This window comes from Candidatus Pantoea rara (genome assembly GCF_051136265.1).
Classification (GTDB): domain Bacteria; phylum Pseudomonadota; class Gammaproteobacteria; order Enterobacterales; family Enterobacteriaceae; genus Pantoea; species Pantoea rara.
Genome location: NZ_CP194942.1, coordinates 2,750,662 through 2,775,424, shown reverse-complemented (window position 1 = coordinate 2,775,424; position 24,763 = coordinate 2,750,662). Strand labels below are relative to the sequence as shown.

The 24,763-nt window shown below is 59.3% G+C and carries 21 protein-coding genes; 14 read left to right on the top strand and 7 right to left on the bottom strand.

Annotated elements, in window-relative coordinates:
- The first annotated feature begins 11 nt into the window (after positions 1 to 11).
- From ACR8BF_RS13185 to idi, 3 genes are all read left to right on the top strand, one after another.
- Positions 12 to 1,121: a suppressor of fused domain protein gene (locus tag ACR8BF_RS13185; RefSeq protein WP_434745095.1), complete on the top strand. Its 1,110-nt coding sequence runs from the start codon at positions 12 to 14 to the stop codon at positions 1,119 to 1,121.
- A gap of 190 nt (positions 1,122 to 1,311) precedes the next feature.
- A complete protein-coding gene (locus tag ACR8BF_RS13180; RefSeq protein ID WP_179896361.1) occupies positions 1,312 to 3,207 on the top strand; it encodes a methyl-accepting chemotaxis protein in 1,896 nt (631 codons plus the stop codon).
- 146 nt (positions 3,208 to 3,353) lie between these two features.
- Positions 3,354 to 3,896, top strand: a complete 543-nt coding sequence (gene idi, locus ACR8BF_RS13175) for an isopentenyl-diphosphate Delta-isomerase (RefSeq protein ID WP_179896359.1) — start codon at positions 3,354 to 3,356, stop codon at positions 3,894 to 3,896.
- 183 nt (positions 3,897 to 4,079) lie between these two features.
- On the opposite strand, the gene ACR8BF_RS13170 is transcribed toward idi, so the two are convergent.
- Positions 4,080 to 5,555: an MFS transporter gene (locus tag ACR8BF_RS13170; RefSeq protein ID WP_434745094.1), complete on the bottom strand. Its 1,476-nt coding sequence runs from the start codon at positions 5,553 to 5,555 to the stop codon at positions 4,080 to 4,082.
- A gap of 283 nt (positions 5,556 to 5,838) precedes the next feature.
- Here ACR8BF_RS13170 and osmF point away from each other — a divergent pair, with 283 nt between their 5' ends.
- The 4 genes from osmF to ACR8BF_RS13150 are packed head-to-tail and all read left to right on the top strand — an operon-like array spanning position 5,839 to position 9,588.
- Positions 5,839 to 6,750, top strand: coding sequence for a glycine betaine ABC transporter substrate-binding protein OsmF (osmF, locus tag ACR8BF_RS13165; RefSeq protein ID WP_313699545.1), 912 nt, complete (start codon positions 5,839 to 5,841; stop codon positions 6,748 to 6,750).
- A gap of 3 nt (positions 6,751 to 6,753) precedes the next feature.
- The gene (locus tag ACR8BF_RS13160) at positions 6,754 to 7,929 is read left to right on the top strand and encodes an ABC transporter permease (protein ID WP_434745093.1); all 1,176 of its coding nucleotides are present in this window, start codon (positions 6,754 to 6,756) and stop codon (positions 7,927 to 7,929) included.
- The gene (locus ACR8BF_RS13155) at positions 7,922 to 8,869 is read left to right on the top strand and encodes an ABC transporter ATP-binding protein (protein WP_434745092.1); all 948 of its coding nucleotides are present in this window, start codon (positions 7,922 to 7,924) and stop codon (positions 8,867 to 8,869) included. Before ACR8BF_RS13160 ends, ACR8BF_RS13155 begins: the two co-directional genes overlap by 8 nt.
- Entirely contained in the window at positions 8,857 to 9,588 is a 732-nt protein-coding gene (locus tag ACR8BF_RS13150; RefSeq protein WP_434745091.1) for an ABC transporter permease, read from the top strand. The genes ACR8BF_RS13155 and ACR8BF_RS13150 overlap by 13 nt, the downstream gene beginning before the upstream one ends.
- A gap of 175 nt (positions 9,589 to 9,763) precedes the next feature.
- Here the strand turns inward: ACR8BF_RS13150 and ACR8BF_RS13145 are convergent, their stop codons facing one another.
- A complete protein-coding gene (locus ACR8BF_RS13145; protein WP_179896349.1) occupies positions 9,764 to 10,498 on the bottom strand; it encodes a MerR family transcriptional regulator in 735 nt (244 codons plus the stop codon).
- 149 nt (positions 10,499 to 10,647) lie between these two features.
- On the opposite strand from ACR8BF_RS13145, the gene ACR8BF_RS13140 reads away from it, so the two are divergent.
- The 4 genes from ACR8BF_RS13140 to ybiB all read left to right on the top strand — a co-directional run bounded on the left by ACR8BF_RS13140 (position 10,648) and on the right by ybiB (position 15,013).
- Positions 10,648 to 11,211, top strand: a complete 564-nt coding sequence (locus tag ACR8BF_RS13140; RefSeq protein ID WP_434745090.1) for a helix-turn-helix domain-containing protein — start codon at positions 10,648 to 10,650, stop codon at positions 11,209 to 11,211.
- Positions 11,208 to 11,726: a GNAT family N-acetyltransferase gene (locus ACR8BF_RS13135; RefSeq protein ID WP_179896345.1), complete on the top strand. Its 519-nt coding sequence runs from the start codon at positions 11,208 to 11,210 to the stop codon at positions 11,724 to 11,726. Before ACR8BF_RS13140 ends, ACR8BF_RS13135 begins: the two co-directional genes overlap by 4 nt.
- Before the next feature lie 123 nt (positions 11,727 to 11,849).
- Positions 11,850 to 14,018, top strand: a complete 2,169-nt coding sequence (gene dinG, locus ACR8BF_RS13130; protein ID WP_179896342.1) for an ATP-dependent DNA helicase DinG — start codon at positions 11,850 to 11,852, stop codon at positions 14,016 to 14,018.
- A gap of 26 nt (positions 14,019 to 14,044) precedes the next feature.
- Positions 14,045 to 15,013 (top strand): DNA-binding protein YbiB, encoded by a 969-nt coding sequence (gene ybiB, locus ACR8BF_RS13125; protein ID WP_434745089.1) that lies wholly within the window; start codon positions 14,045 to 14,047, stop codon positions 15,011 to 15,013.
- Position 15,014: 1 nt separating this feature from the next.
- On the opposite strand, the gene ACR8BF_RS13120 is transcribed toward ybiB, so the two are convergent.
- From ACR8BF_RS13120 to hutH, 3 genes are all read right to left on the bottom strand, one after another.
- Positions 15,015 to 16,172 (bottom strand): M20 aminoacylase family protein, encoded by a 1,158-nt coding sequence (locus tag ACR8BF_RS13120; protein ID WP_314983435.1) that lies wholly within the window; start codon positions 16,170 to 16,172, stop codon positions 15,015 to 15,017.
- A gap of 200 nt (positions 16,173 to 16,372) precedes the next feature.
- Complete coding sequence (gene hutU, locus ACR8BF_RS13115) at positions 16,373 to 18,058, bottom strand: urocanate hydratase (protein ID WP_179896338.1); 1,686 nt, start codon at positions 18,056 to 18,058, stop codon at positions 16,373 to 16,375.
- Positions 18,058 to 19,626 (bottom strand): histidine ammonia-lyase, encoded by a 1,569-nt coding sequence (hutH, locus tag ACR8BF_RS13110; protein ID WP_292990351.1) that lies wholly within the window; start codon positions 19,624 to 19,626, stop codon positions 18,058 to 18,060. Before hutH ends, hutU begins: the two co-directional genes overlap by 1 nt.
- Before the next feature lie 325 nt (positions 19,627 to 19,951).
- Between hutH and hutC the strand changes: the two genes are divergently transcribed.
- Positions 19,952 to 20,707 (top strand): histidine utilization repressor, encoded by a 756-nt coding sequence (hutC, locus tag ACR8BF_RS13105; protein ID WP_179896334.1) that lies wholly within the window; start codon positions 19,952 to 19,954, stop codon positions 20,705 to 20,707.
- Here hutC and ACR8BF_RS13100 read toward each other — a convergent pair.
- Complete coding sequence (locus ACR8BF_RS13100) at positions 20,691 to 21,233, bottom strand: HutD/Ves family protein (RefSeq protein ID WP_434745088.1); 543 nt, start codon at positions 21,231 to 21,233, stop codon at positions 20,691 to 20,693. The two genes, hutC and ACR8BF_RS13100, sit on opposite strands and share 17 nt — an antisense overlap.
- Positions 21,230 to 22,585, bottom strand: a complete 1,356-nt coding sequence (locus ACR8BF_RS13095; RefSeq protein WP_434745087.1) for a formimidoylglutamate deiminase — start codon at positions 22,583 to 22,585, stop codon at positions 21,230 to 21,232. Before ACR8BF_RS13095 ends, ACR8BF_RS13100 begins: the two co-directional genes overlap by 4 nt.
- 81 nt (positions 22,586 to 22,666) lie before the next feature.
- On the opposite strand from ACR8BF_RS13095, the gene hutI reads away from it, so the two are divergent.
- The gene (gene hutI / locus ACR8BF_RS13090) at positions 22,667 to 23,884 is read left to right on the top strand and encodes an imidazolonepropionase (RefSeq protein ID WP_434745086.1); all 1,218 of its coding nucleotides are present in this window, start codon (positions 22,667 to 22,669) and stop codon (positions 23,882 to 23,884) included.
- Positions 23,881 to 24,672, top strand: a complete 792-nt coding sequence (gene hutG / locus ACR8BF_RS13085; RefSeq protein WP_179896327.1) for an N-formylglutamate deformylase — start codon at positions 23,881 to 23,883, stop codon at positions 24,670 to 24,672. Before hutI ends, hutG begins: the two co-directional genes overlap by 4 nt.
- Positions 24,673 to 24,763 lie beyond the last annotated feature (91 nt).

The following is a 24,763-nucleotide window of genomic DNA, read 5'->3' as shown; positions in this document are numbered from 1 at the left end:
GTCGAGGCACTATGACGTACAAATTCCTGATTGCTGAAGTCCACAATCAGCAGCGCACCCTGACCGCGATTGTCGAACAGGATGAGCGCACTGCCTATTTTTACATCTGGCCAACCGACCTGTTCCGCAGTCAGTATGCGGTGCGCGGCTGCTGGCTAAGAAACCTGCTGCCTTCACCGGCTCAGGAAGATCGCGAGGCGATGGAGCAGGGCATAGCGCCGCTACTCAGCGCCGAACATTGCCGTAATCTGGAGGCGGAACCTGCGCTGGATCCGGCGGGTCTGCAGATTCTGTGGGAGCCTTCTGATGATGGGGCGGCGCTGTGGTACTACGGTCAGCTGCTGGCGGTGATACCCGGCTGGAGCCTCTATCAGGAAAAGCAGGTGAGCTTCTCTGCGGGCTGCATTAAAAAGAACCGGCTGACGGCCCCATTAGGGTCGGCATCGACCAATGACTACTATGCCCGTGCGGAGCATCAGCGTCAGTTCTGGCGTGAATGGCACGACGGCAGCGAGTGGGACAACGTGCAGCAGGATCTGATGGCCTGCTATCAGGCGCGCTTCGGTGAGTCAGTGAAATATTACGCCATTGATCAGGGTAGCTGGCCGCCGATGGCAATCTCCCAGCACTGGCATCAGGGCGTCTGGGTTTTCCTGACGCTCGGTATGAGTATCCGGCCCATGCCGCAGGTCGATTATCTGTTTGATGAGCTGGCACCGCAGTATCGCCGCATTGAACTGGGTATGGCGGTTGACGGTGAAATCATGACGGAAGGCAACGCGGTGCAGATGGCCAGCGCGCTGGCAGAGTTCGTGCATCTGCCGTGGGCACGCCTGACCTGGCTGGGTGAGGGCCATACGCTGGCATCAGAAGTGGCACCGGTCGGCTTTGACAGTTTCCTGCTGGCCAATGAGCTGGCAACCGAAAAGGCGCAGTTCACACTGCCAAAACGCGATGGCGATCGCCCGACATTGCTCTGGACCACGCCGATCACCGAAGCGGAGCGGCAGTTCGCGCAGGCCGATGAGCATGGTGGTCAGAAGTTACGGGAATTGTTAACAGCGGATGGTAACGATCACGTTTTTCGTCCCCGTCAGCAGGTCGTTGATTCAGCAGAGTAGCCCAGAAATGACGCGCCTTTTCACCTGTTCCCCGGCGCCCGCCGGGGACGTGATAGTCCCGTAGTGAAATTAAATTTTTACAAAAATCAAACATTTCTTAAATATGTGATCCCGCCCATCTCAAGTTCCCTTTAAGCGAGCCGTTAACCCGATCAGGCAATCGCGCCGCACCAGGTTCAGGGGAACAAAGATGTTCAAAACAACACAATCCCGCTTTACCGCAACAATGATTGCGTTCTTTGTTGCGCTCTTACTCGTTACTGTTTGGGTGATTAATCAGTTTGTCGCACCACAGCTCGTCGACAGCGAAAGCCGTCTGGTCCGCTATCAGGTCAATTCACTGGCCTCCGGTATCGTTGAACAGATGAACCGCGTGCAGGCTCAGCAGCGTGCGATTACCGAAGCGGCCTCCGTCATGGACAGCGCCACTATCGACACCCTGTTACCGACACTGGTAAACCAGTATCAGGACAGCAATGTGTTTGGTGGCGGTATCTGGCCACTGCCCAACCGTCGTGATCCGGCCAAAGAGAAAGACAGCAGCTTCTTTGCCCGTAATGCCAGCAACGAACTGCAGGTGAACACCTACTGGAACTCTGACGCAGCTGACAAATACTGGGAGCAACCCTGGTACAAAGATGGCATGGCCGCGCCGAAAGGGCAGTGTGCCTGGGCAAAAGCCTATCAGGATGCCGCCAGCCCACAGCCGCGCACCAACTGTGCTATGGCCATTTACAAAAACGGCACGGCCTGGGGTGTCGCCACCATCGACGTGACCCTGGGGTTCTTTAACCAGCTGGCGAAGCAGATGGGTGAAACCATTCAGGGCAACGTGCTGATCGTCGAAGCCGACGGTAAAGTCGTGGGCAATGGCGCGCTGGTAAATGCCGCTCCGAAGCTGGAAAACCTGGCTGACGTGCAGATGCCGATGGCCGCGCCGCTGAAAACGCTGCTGAACGGTGTGGGCAATCAGCCGCTGGAAACCACCTATGACAGCAGTGAAGGCGAGCAGACGCTGTTCCTGCAGGCCATTCCAGGCAGCCCGTGGTATCTCGCCAGCAGCCTGCCAACCAGCCTGCTGAAAGCGCAGTCGCACAACATGCTGACCCGTCTGGGCCTGGTGCAGATCCCACTGGCGGTGATCCTGCTGCTGGTGTCACTGGGCTTTGTTCGCGCCATGATGAAACGTCTTAACGTGCTGAACAGCAACATTGAAGCACTGTCGACCGGTGGTGCCGATCTGACCCAGCGTCTGCCAGCCAGCAACAGCCCGGAATTCAACGCCGTTGCACAGAGCTTTAACCAGTTCATCAGCTATCTGCAGGGCCTGCTCCAGCAGGTGGGTGACAGCGCGCTGGCGATCACCGCCGCATCGCGCGAAATCGCCAGCGGCAACGCCAATCTCTCTTCCCGTACTGAAGATCAGGCCAGTTCGATTGTGGAAACGGCTGCGTCAATGGAGCAGCTGACCGGCACCGTACGTCAGAATGCCGACAACGCGACGCACGCTAACCAGCTGGCGGCCGATGCCTCACAGGTGGCCGCACGCGGCACAGAAGTGGTCCGTCAGGTCGTCACCACCATGGGTGAGATTCATCACTCGTCACGTAAAGTGGTTGATATCATCAGCGTGATCGATAGCATCGCATTCCAGACCAATATTCTGGCGCTTAACGCGGCAGTAGAAGCCGCGCGTGCCGGTGAACAGGGCCGTGGTTTTGCGGTGGTGGCATCGGAAGTGCGCAACCTGGCACAGCGTTCAGCCAACTCGGCGCGAGAGATTAAGAAGTTAATCGAAGAGTCTGTGGCGAATATCGATACCGGCAGTGCGCTGGTTGAGCAGGCGGGTCAGACGATGGATGAGCTGATGAAGGGCGTGAGCAGTGTGACGACTCTGATGAGTGAAATCATGTCAGCCAGCCGCGAGCAGAGCCTGGGTATTGAACAGGTTAACGTGGCGATTACCCAGCTGGATGGCACTACACAGCAGAACGCCGTGCTGGTGGAGCAGGTTTCTGCGGCCGCACAGGCGATGGAATCGCAGAGCACCCAGCTTGAGCAGGTGGTTCAGAGCTTCCGGCTGTAATCCTCCTTCAGGCCAGCGTTGCTGGCCTGATTTTCTCTCTGCTTCATCCGCTTATCTCCACCCGACACGGGTAAAAAATCCTCGATGATCCGCCCAAACTGCGTATTCTGTGCCAGAATAGTTGGGAATAATCTCAAGGAAACGCCATGTCTGCTATTGAAGTTATCCTCGTTGACCACCTCGATCGTCCCACCGGCAAAATGGAAAAGCTGGAAGTGCATGAAAAAGGATTACTGCACCGCGCGGTGACGGTCTACGTCTTCAATTCCCGGCAGGAGCTGTTACTGCAGCGGCGTGCCAGTGATAAATATCACTGTGGTGGCTTGTGGAGTAATACCTGCTGTGGTCATCCTTATCCGCATGAGTCGACCCGCGACGCCGCTGAACGCCGTCTGCGTGAAGAGATGGGGATGGTAGTGACGCTGACGCCGGTATTTGAGCTGAGCTATAACCTGAAGCTGAGTAATGGCCTGACTGAGCATGAATATGGCCACGTCTTCTTCGCTGTCTGCGACACGCTGCCGCAGCTGAATCCGCAGGAAGCAGACGCCTTTGATTATCGCCCGATGGCGCTGATTGAGGAGCAGATGCAGCAGCAACCACAACAGTTCACGCCCTGGTTTTTGCACACGTTCCCGCGCATCCCGGATTATCTGGAGCAGTTTCCTTTCCCGGCCGTTACGGCATAAAAAAACCGCATTAAGGTGCGGTCAGATGGTTTGAATTCAACGCGATGGGAGCCAGCGTCCAAAGCTAAGCAGCGCGGGCCATGGCTGGCCCGCGCTGAGCATTGCCTTAGAGGGCGTCTTTTGCGTCTTTGCGAAGGACGTTTGTTCTCTGAGCCTGCGCGCGCTCAGCGCCCTGACCGCTGTTTAACGCGGCAGCTCAAAATCCTCTGCATCCACATCATAACCCGATGGTTCCCAGCGAATTGCCAGCAGCGCCAGCAGTCCGGCCAGCGGAGCCAGGAAGATGACCCAGAACACGCCGGTGCCCAGCGCCGCGACCAGTACCGGGAACAGGAATAGCGAAACGGTCGAACTGCCGCGCATCAGCGTCTGGTTAAGGCCCACGCCGACACCGCGCAGCGAAGTCGGGTAGCTTAATGAAGCAAACGTCATGGTGTGCGAACCCGGCCCAAATCCCTGACCAAACAGGAACAGCGCCAGCATACCGATCGCCAGCGCGGCTTCCTGACCACCTTCCGGGCGACCAATAAGCGCCAGCCCGAGCAGGGCCACACACTGACAGCCATAACCCGCTACCGACATCTTCCACGCCCCCAGACGTGGCACCAGCCGCACCGCCAGAATCCCGCCAACAAAGGCGAACAGCAGATTCAGCGCCAGCGACACCAGAATAGTGGTCAGCATCGACTGGGCAAAGAAGCTGGAGATAATCACCGGCAGACCAAATGCCACCGCGTTATAGGCAAACGACGAGGCGATAGCGGTAATGGTCGCCAGCAGCGTACGGCGGCGATAGACACCCTGCAGCAGCGCACCATAGTTTCGCCAGCTCGCCTTGCGCACCGGCGTGGCAGCGGTCAGCCCGGCATCGGGAGCCACCTGCGCATTGATATTCCACGCACTGCGCAAAATCGCCGCGGCGCCTTTCAGATCCCCCTGATTGGCTGCCCACACCGGGGATTCACTCATGTAACGGCTGCGGATAGCGATGATGACAATCGCCGGAACGGCACCAAATCCGAGAATCAGCCGCCATAGCCAGTCGGTGTGACTTTCGGGCAACACTGCATAGAGCAGCAGCACCAGCAGATAAGAGATGCTGATCGCCGCGTACCAGGTTGGACACCACATCGCCACGCTGGCCGCTTTATTCCCCTTGCCGCGCAGCTTTGAAAACTCTGCCAGAAAGGCCATCGCCACCGGCAGATCAATCCCGACACCCAGTCCCATCACAAAGCGCGCGCCAGCCAGCACATACTCATTCGGCGCAAACGCACAGGCGATAGCCGCCACCACGAAAAAGAACATATCGGCCATAAAGACCCGATAACGGCCAATTTTGTCAGTGAGGTAGCCGCCAATCAGCGCGCCAATAATCGCCCCGAAGGTAATGGCCGAGGCGACCATGCCGGTGCCGGCTGGGGTGAGAGTAAACTCGCGCGTGATGTCTTTGATGCCAAACGCCAGGGCACCCAGGTCGTAAGCGTCAAGGAACACGCCGCCCAGCGCAATCGCCACCACGATGCGGGCATTATTTCGGGCACTGTCGCCGCTGTTCACCAATCGGGAAACATCCGCTGCGCTGCGAATCCACTGTGTTTCGCCGCCGGGCGAACTCCCTGCTGTTGCTACATGGGCGGAAGAGGTCAGGTCAGACATGATGTTGTACGTCTTTTATGATAAAAACAGGTTTTCGAGGATAGCCGTTTAGACGCCCAGACGTAAATTCATTTCAGTTATAGATAATAATTTTCTCATCTCAAATTGTTATCAATTTGCGATAAAGTCAGCTGCATCGCCGCCGCGCCAGGCTACGCTTTTAAGGCAGATTATTTCCGCTGCCTCTTCTTCCCGCCTCTCTCAGGGGCAGGAGAGCAGCCTGAACGACACCACACGAACACGAACACATCACGCACTAACGAGATGCGATAAGGAAAAGGCCATGGTCAGAATTCGGGGTTGGATGGGAGTCAGCGCGTTGCTGCTCAGCATGGGGATGGCACAGGCGGCCGATCCGGTACGGGTCGGCTCAAAAATTGATACTGAAGGATCACTGCTGGGCAACGTAATCCTTCAGGTGCTGGAAAAGCATGGGGTAAAAACCGTCAATAAAATCCAGCTTGGCACGACGCAGGTGGTGCGCGGTGCTATCACGGCGGGTGAACTCGATATCTACCCGGAATACACCGGTAACGGCGCATTTTTCTTCAACGATGAGAAAGACAGCGCCTGGAAAAATGCTTCCGCAGGCTACGAAAAAGTGAAGAAACTGGATGCGGAGAAAAACCATCTGGTCTGGCTGACACCGGCGCCGGCCAACAACACCTGGACTATCGCCGTGCGTAAGGACCTGGCGGAGAAAAACCAGCTCACTTCGCTGGCCGATCTCAGCACCTTTCTGAAAAAAGGCGGCACCTTCAAACTGGCGGCCTCAGCGGAATTTATTGAACGCAGTGATGCTTTACCGGCCTTTGAAAAAGCGTATGGCTTCGATCTTAAGCAGGATCAGCTACTGTCGCTGGCGGGCGGCGATACCGCTGTCACCATCAGCGCGGCGGCACAGCAGACCTCCGGCGTAAACGCGGCGATGGCTTACGGCACCGACGGTCCGGTGGCGGCATTGGGTCTGCAGACGCTCAGCGATCCCAAAGGCGTTCAGCCGATTTATGCACCGACGCCGGTGATCCGCGAATCTGTGCTGAAGGCTTATCCGCAAATTGCCGACTGGCTGAAGCCGGTGTTCAGCGCGCTTGATGAGAAGACGCTGCAACAGCTCAACGCAAAAATCGCAGTCGACGGTCAGGATGCCAGCAGTGTAGCCACCGAGTGGCTGCAGCAGAAAAAGCTGCTGTAAACGATGCAGATATCGCGGGAAGCGATACGCCGTCCGGTTGATCAGCCAGTGGCATTGCTGCTGCTGACGCTGCTGAGTCTGGCGCTGGTGGCATTACCTTTTCTTAACTTCGCCCCGAACCGGCTGGTGGCGGGCGAACCGCTGATGAGCTGGCAAATCAGCCGTTTCGGGCTGCTGTTGCTGCCGCTGGCGACGCTGTGGCTGCTGCTGTGGCGTTCGCCTGGACGCAGCACGCTGATTGTGGCGTTGCTGGCCGCCGAACTGATGCTGGCCGCGATTGTCTGGCTCAGTGGTCATCAGGCCACTTTGCTCAGCCAGCAGGGCAGCCGTCTGGCGCGCACCAGCTTTGCCAGTGGTCTGTGGTGCAGCGGCGCGCTGATCCTGCTGTTGATCACCGATCAGGTGCGGCAACTGACTTCCCATCGGCTGGCACAACTGCTGCTCAATCTGCAGGTCTGGCTGCTGCCACTGTGGCTGCTGTTCAGCGGCCAGCTCAGCGATCTCTCCCTGCTGAAAGAGTATGCCAACCGCCACGCGGTGTTTGATGCGGCCTTGAGCCGTCATCTCACACTGCTCGCGGGCACGGTGCTGCCAGCGCTGATCATTGCGCTGCCGCTGGGTGTCACGCTGTTCCGGCGGCCTGGCTGGCAGGGCGGGGTGTTTGGCGTACTGAATGTGATTCAGACGGTACCGTCGGTCGCGCTGTTTGGTCTGCTGATTGCGCCACTGGCGGGTCTGGCTCAGCATTTTCCGTGGCTCGGTGACTGGGGTATCAGCGGCATTGGGATGGCGCCGGCGCTGATCGCGCTGGTGCTTTACGCCCTGTTACCGCTGGTGCGTGGCGTGGTGGTGGGCTTACAACAGGTACCGCAGGAAGTGCGCGAAAGTGCGCGCGGCACGGGCATGAGCGGCTGGCAGCAATTTATTGCGGTGGATGTGCCGCTGGCGCTGCCGGTCTGGCTGGCGGGCCTGCGGGTCGTCGTGGTACAGACGCTGGGCATGGCGGTGGTGGCGGCGCTGATTGGCGCGGGCGGTTTTGGTGCGATTATTTTCCAGGGGCTGTTAAGCAGTGCGCTTGATTTGGTGTTGCTGGGGGTGATCCCGGTGATTGCGCTGGCGGTCGTCATCGATGCGCTGTTCCGCCTGTTGATCTCACTGCTGGAGAGAAAAGATGATTGAATTTGATGGTGTTTCCCGCGCCTTTAACGGCAAAGCCGCAGTAAGAAATCTCTCTTTGCAGGTGGCAAAAGGTGAGTTTTGCGTGCTGCTCGGTACCTCCGGTTCCGGCAAATCGACCACCCTGAAGATGATTAACCGGCTGGTGGAGTTTGATAGCGGGGAAATCCGTTTTGCCGGCGAGTCGATTCGCCAGCTTGATGCCCGCACGCTGCGGCGGCGCATGGGCTATGCCATTCAGTCGATTGGCCTGTTCCCGCACTGGACGGTGCGGAAGAATATCGCCACGGTGCCTGTGCTGCTCGGCTGGCCCAGGGCACAGGTCGATGAGCGCATTGCCGCGCTGCTGGCGCTACTCAATCTTGACGAGCATCTATTGAGCCGTTATCCACATCAGCTCTCTGGCGGGCAGCAGCAGCGGGTTGGCGTGGCACGGGCGCTGGCGGCGGACCCGGAGGTGTTGCTGATGGATGAGCCATTCGGTGCGCTCGATCCGGTGACACGCGGGGTGCTGCAGCAGGAGATGCTGCGTATTCATCGCCTGTCGGGCCGCACCATCGTGCTGGTGACCCATGACATCGACGAAGCGCTGACGCTGGCGGACCGCATCGTACTGATGGATAACGGTGAGATTGTTCAGCAGGGCAGGCCGGTGGAGCTGCTGACCCAGCCGAAAAACGATTTTGTGCGCGACTTCTTTGGTCGCAGTGAAATGGGCGTGCGGCTGTTATCGCTGGCGCTGGTCGGTCATGCCGTGCGGCGCGGGGAGTGGCTGGCGGGCGAACCGATCGCCGCCGGCCTGACGCTGCGCGACGCTCTGTCGCAGTTTATCGCGCGGCGCACCGATAAACTGCCGGTCATGGACGATCAACAGCAGCCACTGGGTGTACTTCACTTTGGCGACCTGCTGCAACTGCGCGAGGCGTCAACATGCACAGGCTAAAGGATCCGCTGCTGTGGCTGGTGCTATTCTATGGCGCGCTGCTGACGCTGATGCCCTATAGCGGGCTGCTGTTTCACCGCTGGTTTCCGGACCTGGCGCGGCCACTCTATCAGCAGGAAAGTTTCTGGCAGCTGACGCTGGCGCATCTGTTTCTGGTGATCACCGCCAGCCTGCTGGCGATCGTCATTGGCATCGGCAGTGGCGTGCTGGTGACGCGGCGGGCAGGCAGTGCGTTCCGGCCGCTAATCGAAACGCTTGTGGCGGCGGGTCAGACGATTCCGCCGGTCGCGGTGCTGGCAATTGCGGTGCCGGTAATGGGCTTTGGTGCCTGGCCTGCGGTGGTGGCGCTGCTACTTTACGGGTTGCTGCCGATATTACAGGGTACGCTGGCGGGCATTGATAGCGTACCGGCCAGCAGCCGGGAGATCGCCATCGGGGTCGGTATGAGCAACTGGCAACGGTTATGGCAGATTGAGCTGGCGCTGGCTGCGCCGGTAATTATTGCCGGGATACGCACCTCGGTGGTTATCAACATCGGCACGGCGGCCATCGCCTCAACGGTCGGGGCAAAAAGTCTGGGATCGCCGGTGATTATCGGCTTAAGCGGCTTTAATACAGCCTATGTCATTCAGGGGGCACTAATGGTGGCGCTGCTGGCGATAGTGAGTGATCGCCTCTTTGAGCGCCTTCAGCGCGGGTTTAGCGTGAGTGAACGATGAGAGAGTATCCGACCAGCATCAGACCGCTGGTGCCGCCGGCCGCCATGATAAAAAACAGCGTGGCGAAAAAGGCTTTTTTGACATTCATGGTTAAAACCTGAGCTCGTTAACAGTGAGGCGGGGATAATAGCGCGCGCAAGGCAGAAGGCAAAGTGCCCGGCGTGCGTTTTTGTTATCAGGTGGGTTCGTGTAACCGTACGGCATAGCCCTGTTCCTGCCAGTGTGACAGCTGCTCCTGCTGGCGACGGGTCAGTTTTTTGCCGGTAAAGACAAACATATTCATGCCCGGGAAGAGTTCAGGACGCGGTAAATCCAGCGGTTCAGCCAGCACATCAATCCGCCAGCCATGCTGCGACAGACGCCAGCCCTCCAGCCAGATGCGGGTACGATCGTCGATACCCCAGCCAATAATCAGCGCATCTTTTCCCGATTTTTTGCGGCTGCCGGTCAGGCAAAAAGCCACATAGTCGATCAGCAGGCCATCAAGCAGACTGCACATCGTGCGGGCGGTGTTCTGGTCCAGACTCAGCTTCTGGCGTACCGGCATGAAAACGTGGTCGATCAATGCATCAATCGGATGTTCGCGACCAATCGCGGCAATTTTGTTACGAAGTTTAGCGGGCCTGACGTGACGCAGTACGCTGATCAGCTCATCCTGCAGTGTGGTCCAGCCGTCATGAGCATCAACATCGCCACCCTCCAGCAATGCTTTAACTTTACCGACCGGCACGCCGCTTTCAATCCAGCGCATAATCTCTTCAATACGATGAACATCTTCTTCATCGAACTGACGATGTCCGCCCTCGGTACGTTGCGGCTTCAGTAAGCCATAACGACGCTGCCAGGCGCGCAGGGTGACTGGGTTTATGCCACAGCGCTCGGCGACATCACCGATACTGTATAAGGTCATAAATTCCTCTTTCGATTTGTCTGAGTGCAATTACCATAACGAAGCAGACTAAGTTGTACAATACATTTCTCAATGTACAACTTGACTGATACGTCCTTTCTCAGCTATATCTCATTTAAGAGAATATTTCCCAAGTATGAGAAATCACAATGCCGGAGCTGAATACTGAGCAACGACTGGCGGTGAGGCTGGCAGAATTACGCCTGCAACGTGGCTGGTCGCTGGATGAACTTTCTGTCGCCACGGGTATCAGTCGCGCGTCATTATCGCGCATTGAGCGAAGCGAGACCAGTCCTACTGCTGCACTGCTTAATCGTCTGTGTGCGGCCTACGGATTAACCATGTCGCGCCTGCTCAGTGAAGTGGAGGAAGAGTCCAGTCTGCTGGTCACACAGGAGCAGCAGCCGGTATGGCAGGATAAGGCCAGCGGATTTATTCGCCGGAATATTTCACCACCCGCACTTCATTTTAGATGCGAACTGGTCGAGGGCAGGTTACGTCCTGGTGCGCGTATCGATTACGATGCGCCCCCCATCCAGGGGCTGGAGCAGCATATCTGGCTGCGTGACGGGGGACTCACCATTACGATGGGGTCTCAGGAGTGGACGTTGCAGCCAGGCGACTGCTTACGTTTTCATCTGACTGGAAAGTCGGCTTTTGAGGCGCACCTGACCGACGGCGCGCGCTATTTATTGGTGGTGGCGAAACCATGATCGAATACGCAAACCTTAGCGGCACACAGGCACAACGGTATCTGGCCGAACTGACCGATGTTTTACAGGGCTGTGTGGAAGACGGGGCCAGCGTCGGGTTCATTGATGCTCAGGAGATTCAGGTGATGACGCGATTCTGGCAGCAGCGGATCGCCAGCATCACAGACGGCGACAGCGAGTTAATCGTCGCGCGTCAGCATGGACGTATCGTGGCGACGGTTATGATGAGTTGCAGCGCCATGCCCAATGGTCGCCACCGGGCGGAAATCAGTAAATTGCTGGTGCATCCGCAGGCGCGCCGTCAGGGGATCGCCCGTGAGCTGATGCAGCATGCTGAGCAGCGCGCGCGTGCGCAGGGCAAAACCCTGCTGGTGCTGGATACGCGCAGCGGCGATGTTGCCAGCGAGCTTTACCGTTCTCTGGGCTGGCAGGTGGCGGGGTCGATCCCGTTTTATGCGGAATCCACGGCAGGCGTGCTGGATGCCACCACCTTTATGTACAAAGTCCTGGCGTAGAGCGCTGCCGCCAGGCAACCGCTGAAATTTACGACAGCGTTCGAAAAATTCGGCGCGAAAGCTGACGCCGCCGGGATACTGTGTAAAAATACAGGCCATATTTTCGGTGTGGTAAAGCAAATCATGGCCCTGACAGCCGCAGTAAAAAGCCAGATAGCGCAATGGTATAAAGCGCTTCAGGAGCAGGTGCCTGATTTCATCCCGCGTGCACCGCAGCGCCAGATGATTGCTGAAGTGGCAAAATGCCTGGCGGGCGACGATTCACGCCACCTGGCGGTCGAAGCGCCGACCGGCGTGGGTAAAACTCTCTCTTATCTGATTCCGGGCATCGCGGCCAGCCGCGCCCAGGAAAAGCAGCTGGTGATCAGCACCGCTAACGTGGCGCTGCAGGATCAAATTTTCACCAAAGATCTGCCGCTGCTGAAGAAAATCATCCCCGACCTCACCTTTACTGCTGCCTTTGGCCGCGGGCGCTATGTCTGTCCGCGCAATCTGGCGGCGATGGCAGCCGACGCCGATCAGCAGGGCGATCTGCTGCTCTATCTGGACGATGATGCGGTCAGCAGCACCAAAGAGGAACAGACGCAGTGTGGGCGCTTACAAAAATCCCTGGACCGCTATCAGTGGGATGGCCTGCGCGATCACAGCGAAGAGAACGTCAGCGACAGCCTGTGGCAGCGCCTCTCTACCGATAAGGCAAGCTGCCTGGGTGCGCACTGCCACTGGTATCGTGAATGCCCGTTCTTTGTGGCACGACGCGAGATCGAGCAGGTGGATGTGGTGGTGGCGAACCATGCGCTGGTGATGGCGGCGATGGAGAATGAGTCGGTGCTGCCACCGGCCAAAAACCTGATGCTGGTGCTGGATGAAGGGCATCACCTGCCCGAAGTGGCCCGCGATGCGCTGGAGATGAGCGCCGATATTACGCCGGGCTGGAGCAGCCTGCAGCTCGACCTGTTTATTAAGCTGGTTGAGAGCATCATGACGCAAATGCGGCCAAAATCGCCACCACCGTTGGCGAATCCCGAACGGCTTAAGGCGCACTGCGATGAGCTGCGCGAGCTGCTGAACATTACCGCGCAGGCGCTGAATCCGCTGCTGCCGCCACATAACCAGCCGGGCGAATTCCGCTTTGTGCTGGGCACGCTGCCGCAGGAATTGCTGGATCTCTGCGCCCGGCTGTTCAAACTCAGCGATGCACTGCGCGGCCTGAGCGAAGGCCTGATTAATGCGCTCAGCGAGCAGACCGGCAAAGTCGATCTGGTGCGTCTGCATCGCAATCTGCTGCAGCTTAATCGCCAGTTTGGCTGGTTCGAATCGGTCAGCAAGCTGTGGCGGCTGGCAGCAATGGAAAAAGCCTCTGGCGCACCGGTGTCCAAGTGGATCACCCGTGAGCTGCGCGAAGGTCAGGCGCACCTGCTGTTTCACTGTGCCGGGATCCGTGTCAGCGATCAGCTGGAGAAGATGCTGTGGCGTAAAATTCCGCATGTGGTGGTCACCTCCGCTACGCTGCGATCGCTCAATAGCTTCAATCGCCTGCAGGAGATGTCGGGACTCAGCGAGAAAGCAGGCGACCGGTTTGTGGCGCTCGACTCGCCGTTTAACCATGTGGAGCAGGGCAAGCTGGTGATCCCGCAAATGCGCTTTGAGCCGCTGATGACCCACGAAGCGGAGCACATCGCCGAGATGGCCGGTTTCTTCCGTCAGCAGATGGCGGAGAAAAAGCACAAAGGCGTGCTGGTACTGTTTGCCAGCAACCGGGCGATGCAGCAGTTTGTCGCCTGTCTGCCAGACCTGCGGCTTTCGATGCTGGTGCAGGGCGATCAGCCGCGCAGCCGCCTGGTGGACCTGCACCGTCAGCGCGTCACTAAAGGGGAAACCAGTGTTCTGATTGGCCTGCAGTCCTTTGCCGAGGGACTGGATCTGAAAGGCGATTTGCTGAGTCAGGTGCATATTCATAAAATCGCTTTTCCCCCGGTAGACAGTCCGGTAATTTTGACCGAAGGCGAGTGGCTGAAAAGCCTGAAGCGTTATCCGTTTGAGGTGCAGAGCTTACCCAGCGCCTCATTTACCCTGATTCAACAGGTCGGACGCCTGATTCGCAGCCATCAATGTTATGGCGAAATCGTGATTTATGATCGCCGTCTGCTGAGCAAATCTTACGGCAGCCGGTTATTAGCAGCGCTGCCGATCTTCCCGATTGAACAGCCGGAAACGCCAGAGCCGGAAGCGATACCGGCCACTGTGGTGCCCAAAAACACGGTGCGTAAACGACGTCCCACGCGGCGCTGAGCCGCGCACTTAACCGGAAGCGAGTGATGGAACTGAATAAAATCATTAAAGAGATTGGTCGCGGTAAAAATCATGCTCGTGACATCGATTTTGATACCGCAGTGGCGCTTTATGGCGCAATGCTGGCGGGCGAGGTGCCGGACCTGGAGCTGGGTGGCATCCTGATTGCGCTGCGTATCAAAGGCGAAGGTGAAGCGGAGATGCGCGGCTTTTATCAGGCGATGCAGGCGCAGATGATGCAACTGCGTGCGCCAGAAAACCGGCCGATGCCGGTGGTGATCCCCAGCTACAACGGCGCGCGTCGCCAGGGCAATCTGACGCCGCTGCTGGCGTTACTGCTGGTGAAACTCGGCTTCCCGGTGCTGGTGCATGGCGTCAGCGACGACGCGACGCGCATCACCAGTGAAACGGTGTTTGCCGCGCTGGGCATTACCCCTGTCACTACTGCTGAGGCGGCGCAGGCGAAACTCGATCAGGGCGAGCTGGCCTTTATCACTATCGATCACCTCTGCCCACCAATGGCGAAACAGCTGTCGCTGCGCTGGCGGATGGGGGTGCGTAACAGCGCGCATACGCTGGCGAAACTGGCGACCCCATTTGCAGAGCGAGCGGCGCTGCGGCTGTCGAGCGTGTCGCATCCGGAGTATGTGCCGCGCGTAGCAAAATTCTTCAGTGACATTGATGCGCCAGCCATACTGCTCAATGGCACCGAAGGGGAAGTCTATGCAAATCCGCAGCGCTGCCCGGCGATCAGTATGATTCAGGGTGCAGGCACGGAAGCGGAAGTGTGGGTGGAGCGTCAGCCTGAAGTGGCGATTGAACTGCCGGCAGATAAGTCGGCAGAGGTGACTGCGCGCTGGATTGAGGAGGTGCTGAATCAGCAGCGCCCGGTACCTGCGTCACTGCGACTGCAACTCGCCTGCTGCCTGCGCGCCAGCGGCCAGTGCGACTCGCTGGCGGCGGCAGAGCAGCAGATCCTCACCGCCGGTTATTGAGTCAGGATACTGGCAGCGTCTGTTCAACCAGGCTCTGCCAGAAACGAATGCCAATCGGCAGCAGCGCGTCGTTGAAATCATAGCGGGCGTTATGCAGTGGCGCGGATGGCGTCTCGCCGTCCGCACCCAGCCAGAAGTAAGCGCCGGGGCAGGCTTCCATCATGCAGGCAAAATCTTCTGACGCCATCGACGGATTGACCTGCCAGTGAACCCGGTCTGCTCCCAGCGTCGCCAGTGCCACGTCGCGTACCTGTTCAGCCGGTGCCGCATGGTTGGCGGTGACCGGATAGCCCGGCAGCCAGTCAATCTCACCGCTGACGCCAAACGGACGCGGCAGGGTCGCTACAAACTCATCAATCAGCCCTCGCACTTTTTCGCGCACGCAGGTCTGCAGACAGCGGACTGTGCCGCGCAGCACAATCTGTTCCGGGATGACGTTGATTGCTTCGCCACCGTGGATCTGGGTCACACTGACCACTGCTGAAGCCAGTGGAGAGAGGCGACGTGATGGAATGGTCTGTAGCGCCAGAATCAGCTCGGCCGCCACCACCATCGGATCCGCACCACTTTCCGGCATTGCTGCATGGCAGCTTTTGCCATGCAGCGTAATTTCAAACGAATCCAGCGACGCCATCATCGCACCGGGGTTAACCGCCAGCGAGCCCAGCGGCAGACCCGGCCAGTTGTGCATGGCGTAGATCGCATCCATCGGGAAGCGCTGAAACAGTCCCTCTTCCACCATTTTGCGCGCACCGCCCAGATTCTCTTCGGCAGGCTGAAAGATAAAATGCACCGTGCCGCTGAACTGACGCGTGGCGGCCAGTTGTCGGGCGGCGGCCAACAGAATGGCGCTGTGACCGTCGTGTCCGCAGGCGTGCATCACGCCAGGCGTCGAAGAGCGCCACTCGACGTCACCCTTTTCCGTGATCGGCAGCGCATCCATATCCGCACGCAGCCCGATAACCGGGCCGGGACCGTTTTCCAGCGTGCCAATGAGCCCGGTGCCCGCGAGACCACGAAAAACCTGCAATCCCGCCCGCGCTAACTCTTCCGCGATAAACTGGCTGGTTTGCTGTTCCTGGTAACCCAATTCAGGCTGGCGATGAAATTCACGGCGCCAGCGCAGGGCATCTTCAAGCAGGGCAGGGGAGAGAGTCATGCAGCGTCGTGCTCCTTACAGAATGAGAAGATTTCACTTTAGTGATCAGGTGGCGCGGCGTCTATCGCTGTCGGGACTAAATATGGCTATAGGCTAAATCAAAAAGGAATAAGTAATAAGGAAGTGATTTCAGGAAAGGGTATCAGGCTATAAACATGCAAACAAAATGGGGCAAGCCTTAGCTTGCCCCGTTCAAATAACTACTTCTGCATCGGGAGGTTCAGGCCATGATCTGCCGCGCAACTCTGCGCCAGCTCATAACCTGCATCGGCGTGACGCATCACACCTGTAGCCGGATCGTTCCATAGCACGCGGCTCAGGCGCGCATCGGCCTCTTTGCTGCCGTCGGCAACAATCACCACACCAGCGTGCTGCGAGAAGCCCATGCCAACACCGCCGCCATGATGCAGGCTGACCCAGGTCGCGCCGCCTGCAGTATTCAGCAGCGCGTTAAGCAGCGGCCAGTCAGAGACGGCATCAGAGCCATCTTTCATCGCTTCGGTCTCACGGTTTGGTGAGGCGACTGAACCGCAGTCGAGATGGTCGCGGCCAATTACCACCGGCGCTTTCAGCTCGCCGTTGCGCACCATTTCGTTGAATGCCAGACCGGCAAGATGCCGCTCACCCAGTCCCAGCCAGCAGATACGTGCCGGCAGGCCCTGGAAGGCGATGCGCTCCTGCGCCATATCCAGCCAGCGATGCAACGTTTTGTGGTGCGGGAACAGCTCTTTGAGTTTTGCGTCGGTCTTGTAGATATCCTCCGGGTCACCAGACAGCGCCACCCAGCGGAACGGGCCTTTGCCTTCACAAAACAGCGGGCGGATATAGGCGGGTACAAAGCCAGGGAAATCGAAGGCGTTGCTGACACCCTCATCCAGCGCCACCTGGCGGATGTTGTTGCCATAATCCACCGTCGGGATGCCCATATGACAGAAGTCGAGCATCGCCTGGACGTGAATTGCCATAGAGGCGCGCGCGGCTTTCTCAACCGCTTTCGGCTGTGAAATGCGCTCCTGTTGCCAGCGCGCCAGATCCCAGCCAATTGGCAGATAGCCATTAATCGGATCGTGCGCAGAGGTCTGATCGGTCACGATGTCCGGCTTCGGCCCGCCCGCCTGAGCGCGCTTCACCAGTTCCGGCAGGATCTCAGCAGCATTGCCCAGCAGGCCGACTGAAATCGCTTTTTTCGCTGCGGTGGCTTCACTGATGATGGCCAGCGCTTCGTCCAGCGTAGTGGCTTTATAGTCGACGTAGCGGGTACGCAGACGGAAATCGATGCGTGACTCCTGGCACTCAATCGCCAGCACACAGGCTCCGGCCAGGACGCCCGCCAGTGGTTGCGCGCCGCCCATGCCGCCCAGCCCGGCGGTGAGGATCCAGCGTCCGCTGAGGTCGTTGTTATAGTGCTGACGTCCCGCTTCGACGAAGGTTTCGTAGGTGCCCTGCACGATGCCCTGCGCGCCGATGTAGATCCAGGAACCGGCGGTCATCTGGCCGTACATCATCAGGCCTGCTTTATCCAGCTCATGGAAGTGATCCCAGGTCGCCCAGTGCGGCACCAGGTTGGAGTTCGCCAGCAGGACGCGCGGTGCATCCGCGTGGGTGCGGAAGATGCCGACCGGCTTGCCACTCTGGATCAGCAACGTTTCATCCGGCTGCAGCGCCCGCAGCGAACGCAGGATCTGCTCAAAACACGCCCAGTTTCGCGCTGCTTTGCCGATGCCGCCGTAAACCACCAGATCTTCCGGGCGCTCGGCCACATCGGGATCAAGGTTGTTCTGAATCATGCGGTAAGCCGCTTCAATCAGCCAGTTAGCGCAGTGCAGCGTGGTGCCATGCGGCGCACGAATCTCACGTGCTACCGCCTGAGAAAGAGTTTCGCTCATTACAGATTCCTTAATTCAGCTGAAGTTGGGCGCATGCTTGGCAGCAGCGCGGTCAATGCCTGAGGCCAGTCAGTGCGACTTGCCCACTGACGCATTGCCTCAATATCGGGCGCCAGCAGGCGATCCTCCTCAAGGAAGGCGACCTGCTCGCGAATGGTGTCGATGGCCTGCTCAATCAGCGAGGAGCTTCTCAGTGGCCGGTTGAATTCAATGCCCTGCGCGGCGGCCATCGCTTCGATACCGACCACGGCAGCGCTGTTAAAGCACATGCTGCCGAGACGGCGGGCGGCGTAGGTCGCCATCGAAACGTGATCCTCCTGGTTAGCGGAGGTCGGCAGACTGTCCACGCTGCCCGGATGGGCCAGCGATTTATTCTCAGAGGCCAGCGCAGCGGCGGTGACCTGGGCGATCATAAAGCCGGAGTTCACGCCGCCGTCGCGCACCAGGAAGGGCGGCAGACCGGACAGGCCGCTGTCCAGCAGCAACGCCATACGCCGCTCGGAGATGGCCCCGACTTCGGCAATGGCCAGCGCCAGGATGTCAGCGGCAAAGGCCACCGGTTCGGCGTGGAAGTTGCCGCCGGAGATCACATCGCCGCTGTCACTGAACACCAGCGGGTTATCCGAGGCTGCGTTCGCTTCGATTTCCAGAATGCGTGCCGCATGGCTGAAATTGTCCAGGCAGGCACCCATCACCTGCGGCACGCAGCGGATGGAGTAGGGGTCCTGTACACGGCCGCAATGCGTATGCGACTGCAGAATTTCACTGCCCTCAATCAGGGTGCTGACGGCGGCGGCGACCGCAATCTGGCCCTGCTGACCCCGCGCCTTGTGGATACGGGCGTCGAACGGTTTCAGCGAGCCTTTGATCGCTTCCAGCGACAGCGCACCCGCCATCAGACCGGCAGCAAACAGGTTTTCACCTTCAAACAGGCCGCGCAGCGCCAGCGCAGTCGACACCTGGGTGCCGTTAAGCAGCGCTAGTCCCTCTTTCGGGCCAAGCACAAACGGCGACAGGCCGACGCTTGCCAGTCCTTCTGTGGCAGGAATTAACCCGCCATTGAGCCGGACCTGACCTTCGCCCAGCAGCATCAGCGACATGTGCGCCAGCGGTGCGAGATCGCCGGAAGCCCCGACCGACCCTTTTTCCGGGATGCAGGGCATCACGCCCGCGTTGAACAGCGCCAGCAGCGCCTCAACCAGTTCGATACGTACGCCAGAGTGACCGCGCGCCAGGCTGATGATTTTGGTCGCGACTACCAGACGGGTGACATTGTCGGGCAACAGATCGCCCAGCCCGACGCTGTGTGACAGCACCAGATTACGCTGCAGATCCGCCAGCCGGCTGGCCGGGATTTGCGTCTGCGCCAGTTTGCCGAAGCCGGTATTAATGCCATACACCACGTTGCCAGAGGCGACAATCGCATCCACGGTCTGCTGGGCTGCCGCAATCGCCTGATGCGCACTCTCATCAAGGCTCAGCGTGACGTTACCCTGATAGATAGCGCGTAATGTGGCGAGGTCCACCTCGCCTGGCACCAGGCGCAAAGCCTGAAACGAACCTGACATAGTCTACTCCTGTCTATACAAGTGTGCTGGCGTGGCTAAGCTGCTTTTCTTGCCCTGACCAGCGGAATAATTCGAGTGAAACATAAGCGTTAACCCTTGTCTATGCTTGTCTATACAATCAAGTATTGAAAGCAAGCGTCGTGCCAGGCCGATCACAAAAATCGAATCTCTGCCCGCTGCGGGTTACGTCCTGAAAGCATTACAGAGGCTGCACCATGAGGATGCGCAGACTGCACCAGTAGGGCAGCGGGTGCTCTACTGGATGTATATACATTCACGTGGTGAGACAGTAAACTTAGGGGACTTTCAGCATAAGGAACAGCAAATGGTCGAGCATACAGCACTGGCACAACTGGCGGCGGCAATGAGCGATGAACCTGCCCCGATCTATCAGCGGGTGAAGCAGGCTATCGTCAGCCAGATTCGTGAAGGGTTGTGGAAAGCGAATCAGCGTGTGCCATCAGAAAGTGAACTGGTCAATGAACTGGGCGTCAGCCGCATGACCATTAACCGGGCGTTGCGCGAACTGACCAGCGAGGGCTTCCTGGTGCGGATGCAGGGCGTCGGAACCTTCGTGGCAGAGATGAAAGGCTACACCGCCATGCTGGAGGTGCATAACATTGCCGATGAGATTGCCCAGCGCGGCCATCAGCACAGCAGCAAAATTCTCGCCATCGGTCAGAACAAAGCCGATCCCGAGCAGGCTGCGGTACTGGGACTTACTACCGGGCAGACGCTCTTCCATTCGCTGATTGTGCATTACGAAAATGATCTGCCGGTGCAGCTGGAGGATCGTCTGGTCAACCCGCTGGTCGCGCCCGACTACCTGACGCAGGATTATGAGAAGATGACGCCGTACACCTATCTGATGCGGGTCGCGCCGCTGACGGCGGGCGAGCACATCGTTGAAGCGGTGCTGCCCGATGCGCGTCAGCGTAAACATCTGTCGCTGGACGAGCACGATCCCTGCCTGCTGATTCGTCGTCAGACCTGGAGCGACACGAAGATCGTGACGTATGCGCGGCTACTCTATCCCGGCTCGCGTTACAAACTACTGGGCCGCTTCAGAGGACACGGTTAAGTCGGGCAAACAGCAGCCGGGCATCCGTGTCACACGGGCTGAGTTGTGTCTCTTCATCGACCCACCACGCGCCCTGTTGCGCGCTCAGCTTTTCTCCGTCAGCCGTCTGCCATGCGCCACCCAGCACCCAGGCGACACCATGCAGCGCGCTGACCGCCGTGTTAACCACCTCTACCGTAGCCTGCCATTCACCACGTCGCGTCATGATATTGAAATCTTCGCTGATGCTGCCCTGCAGCTGCGCCGTTAAGGCGAGTTCTCCGGCAAACGCCCACGGCTTTTGCGGCGTCAACAGATGCTGCACATCAGACGCGGTTAATAACACCGGATCGCCATGCAGCAGGGTAATCACCCGATCGATGTCAGGAAAGTCGGAGAAGGGGCCATCCTGCGCCAGGGTGGCAATGCTGGCGCGCCAGCTGAAGCGATCCGAGCCGGGCGGGAAGCTGATGATTTCGCGGGTCTCGCCACCGCCGTTGCGCCAGCGGCTGACCGCCAGATCTGCGTACGCGAACCGGGCGATCATCGCAGCGCCGCCATCGCCTGAGCAAAGCGCGTGGCACACGCCGTCTGCTGCGGATGCACGCCATCTTCCACCACGGCCTTACCTGCGACATAAACGTCGCGAATCTGATCGCGCTGTCCGGCAAACAGCCAGCGGTTCAGCACGGCGTAGGACTCAACGCTGCCAAGCCACGCCTCATCGCGTAGCACCAGCCAGTCAGCACGTTGTCCCACCGCCAGCACGCCCTGCTGAATGCCGCACGCCTGGGCGCCACCCGCTGCCGCCTGTTGCCAGAGCAGGTCGCCCACCGACGGCTGGCCAGGCAGAGTCATCCGGTTGCGACGCTGGTCGCGCAGCCGCTGCGCATACTCCAGCCAGCGCAGCTCTTCCTGGGCGCTCAGCGAGACATGGCTGTCAGAGCCAATGCCCCAGCGTCCACCCTGTGCGATATACTCCACCGCCGGAAAGATGCCGTCACCGAGGTTAGCTTCGGTGGTCGGACAGAGGCCCGCGACCGCACCACTGCGGGCAAGGCGCGACAGCTCACTCTCATCCAGATGGGTGGCGTGGATCAGGCACCAGCGCGCATCCACCGCAAAGCGGTTCAGCAGCCAGGCGACCGGACGTTCGCCGCTCCAGGCCAGCGAGTCATTGACCTCTTTTTGCTGTTCAGCCACATGGATATGCACCGGCAGTGCCGGATCGCTGGCTGCCAGCACGTCGTGCATCTGGCTTTCACTAACCGCCCGTAGCGAATGGAAACAGAGGCCACGGTTCAGTAGTGGCCGCTGCTGCTGCCATGCATCCAGCCGTGCCTGCTGTTGCAGATAGCGATCGGTCTGCTGGATAAAACGTTTCTGACCGGCCGCCGCGGGCTGACTGCCGAAACCGCTGTAGCTGTAGAGCACCGGCAGCATGGTCTGACCGATACCGGCGATCTCCGCCGCTTCGATCAGCTGTTGCAGCATCGCGTCATCACCGTAGGGCGTGCCGCTGGGGTCGTGATGCAGATAGTGAAACTCCGCCACCTGGGTGTAGCCACCTTTCAGCATCTCGATGTAGAGCAGGGCGGCAATATCGCCCACCTGCTCAGGCGTCAGGCGCTGGACCATGCGGTACATCAGATCCCGCCAGGTCCAGAAGCTGTCCTGAGGATCGCCCGCCACCTCAGCCAGACCTGCCATGGCGCGCTGAAAGGCATGAGAGTGCAGGTTGGCGATCGCCGGGATCACCTCGCCGTTGAGCCTTATCGCCTCCTCAGCGTGGCTGTCCGGGGTAATGGAGTCGATAAAACCGGCCTGATTGACCGTGATACGTACCTGCTGCTGCCAGCCCTCCGCCAGCAGTGCGCGCGGGGCAAAAAACGTTGCCATGGTTGATCCTCATCGGATGTGGTTGTATATACATATACATACTTTGAGGCACAGTGTAAACGGCGGAGGCATGAGGTAGCGATGGCAGAAGAGATGCGCGTAGAAACGGTGTGGACGGGGGCCGACCTGGTCACCATGCGTGACGGAAAGTACCATCTGATACCTGAAGGCGCGCTGGTGGTGCAGGCGGGTAAGCTGGTGTGGGTCGGGCCGCAGGCGGAGATGCCCGCGTTCATTGCCGATCAGCATCATCAACTACCAGGCGGCATCGTGACGCCAGGACTGGTGGATTGCCATACCCATCTGGTGTTTGGCGGTGATCGCAGTCAGGAGTTTGAACAGCGCCTGAATGGCGTCAGCTACGCAGAGATTGCCGCGCAGGGCGGCGGCATTCTCTCCACCGTGCGCGCCACGCGCGCGGCCACCGAAGAGGAGCTGGTGGCATCGGCTCGCTGGCGGCTCAATCGTCTACTGGCCGAGGGCGTCACTACTGTTGAGATCAAATCCGGCTACGGTCTGGATGAAGAGAGCGAAATGCGGATGCTGCGGGCGATTCGCCAGTTGGGCGAGAGCGTGCCCGCCGATGTACGTGCCACCTGTCTGGCCGCCCATGCCTTTCCGCCGGAGTTTACGCACAATCCGGATGGCTGGGTCGATATCATCTGTGACCGTCTGCTGCCGCAGGTTAACGCGCTGGGGCTGGCGGATGCGGTGGATGCGTTCTGCGAGCATCTGGCCTTTTCCCCTGAGCAGGTGGCGCGGGTGTTCGACCGGGCCGTGGCGCTGGGCATGCCGGTGAAATTGCATGCGGAACAGCTCTCGGCGCTGGGGGGCGCAGCCCTGGCCGCGCGCTACGGCGCACTCTCTGCTGATCATCTTGAATACGCCACCGAAGAGGATGCCAGAGCGATGGCAGAGCATGGCACTGTGGCGGTGTTGCTGCCTGGTGCGTTTTACCTGTTACGTGAGACCCGGCGTCCGCCGGTGGAACTCTTCCGGCAACATGGCGTGCCGATGGCGCTGGCCAGTGATGCCAATCCCGGTACGTCGCCCGCGCTGTCGCTGCGCCTGATGCTCAATATGGGCTGCACCCTGTTTGGCATGACGCCGGAAGAGGCGCTGGCAGGCGTTACGCTGTGGGGGGCAAAAGCGCTGGGGCTGGCTGACAGTCACGGCTCGCTGGAGGCGGGAAAAGTGGCGAACTTCGTGCACTGGCCGCTGGCCCGTCCGGCGGAACTGGTTTACTGGCTGGGGGGCGAGTTGCCCTGTACCGTTATCTATCGTGGAGAACTGCAATGAACCCTTTCTATTTTTCCCAGGGCAGCCTGCCGCTGCTGGTCAGCATTCCCCATGCCGGTACGGAGTTGACGCCTGGCGTGGAAGCCGGACTGAGTGAGGCCGCGCGCGGCCTGCCTGACACCGACTGGCATATTCCGTTGCTGTATGATTTTGTGCGTGATCTCGGGGCCAGCGTGTTAATTGGCCGCTACTCACGTTTTGTGGTCGATCTCAATCGTCCGCCCGATAACCAGCCGCTCTATTCGACTGCCACCACCGGCTTGTTCCCGGAAACCCTGTTCGATGGCACGCCGACCTTTGCGCCAGGCAAAACGCCCGATGCCACGGAGCGTCAGGGCTACATCGATCAGATCTGGCAGCCTTATCATCAGCAGATTCAACAGGAACTGGCGCGGCTTAAAGCGCAGCACGGCTATGCGCTGCTGTTTGACGCGCATTCCATCGCCAGTGAAATTCCCCGCCTGTTTGAGGGGCGTCTGCCCGATATCAACGTCGGCACCAACGACGGTGCAAGTTGTACGCCTGCCATGAGCGCGGCGATTGAGGCGGTGTGCGCAGCACAGACCGACTACAGCTGGGTGATCAACGGGCGCTTTAAAGGTGGCTACATCACCCGCGCTTACGGTCAGCCGCAGCAGCAGATTGAGGCGGTCCAGCTGGAGCTGGCGCAGCGCAACTATATGGATGAAACCTCGCCCTATGCCTGGCAGCAGGCGCGCGCCGCACAATTACAGAAAGTACTGAAGGCAATGATCCACGCCATGCTGGCGCAGGCTAAACCGCACTAAAGCAGCGATGCGCCACCCCGGTGCAGCGCTGCGCCAATTGGGTGCAGGCAAAGGCGTTTTGCCTGCCTGCACTCATCCTCCCGCCCCTTCT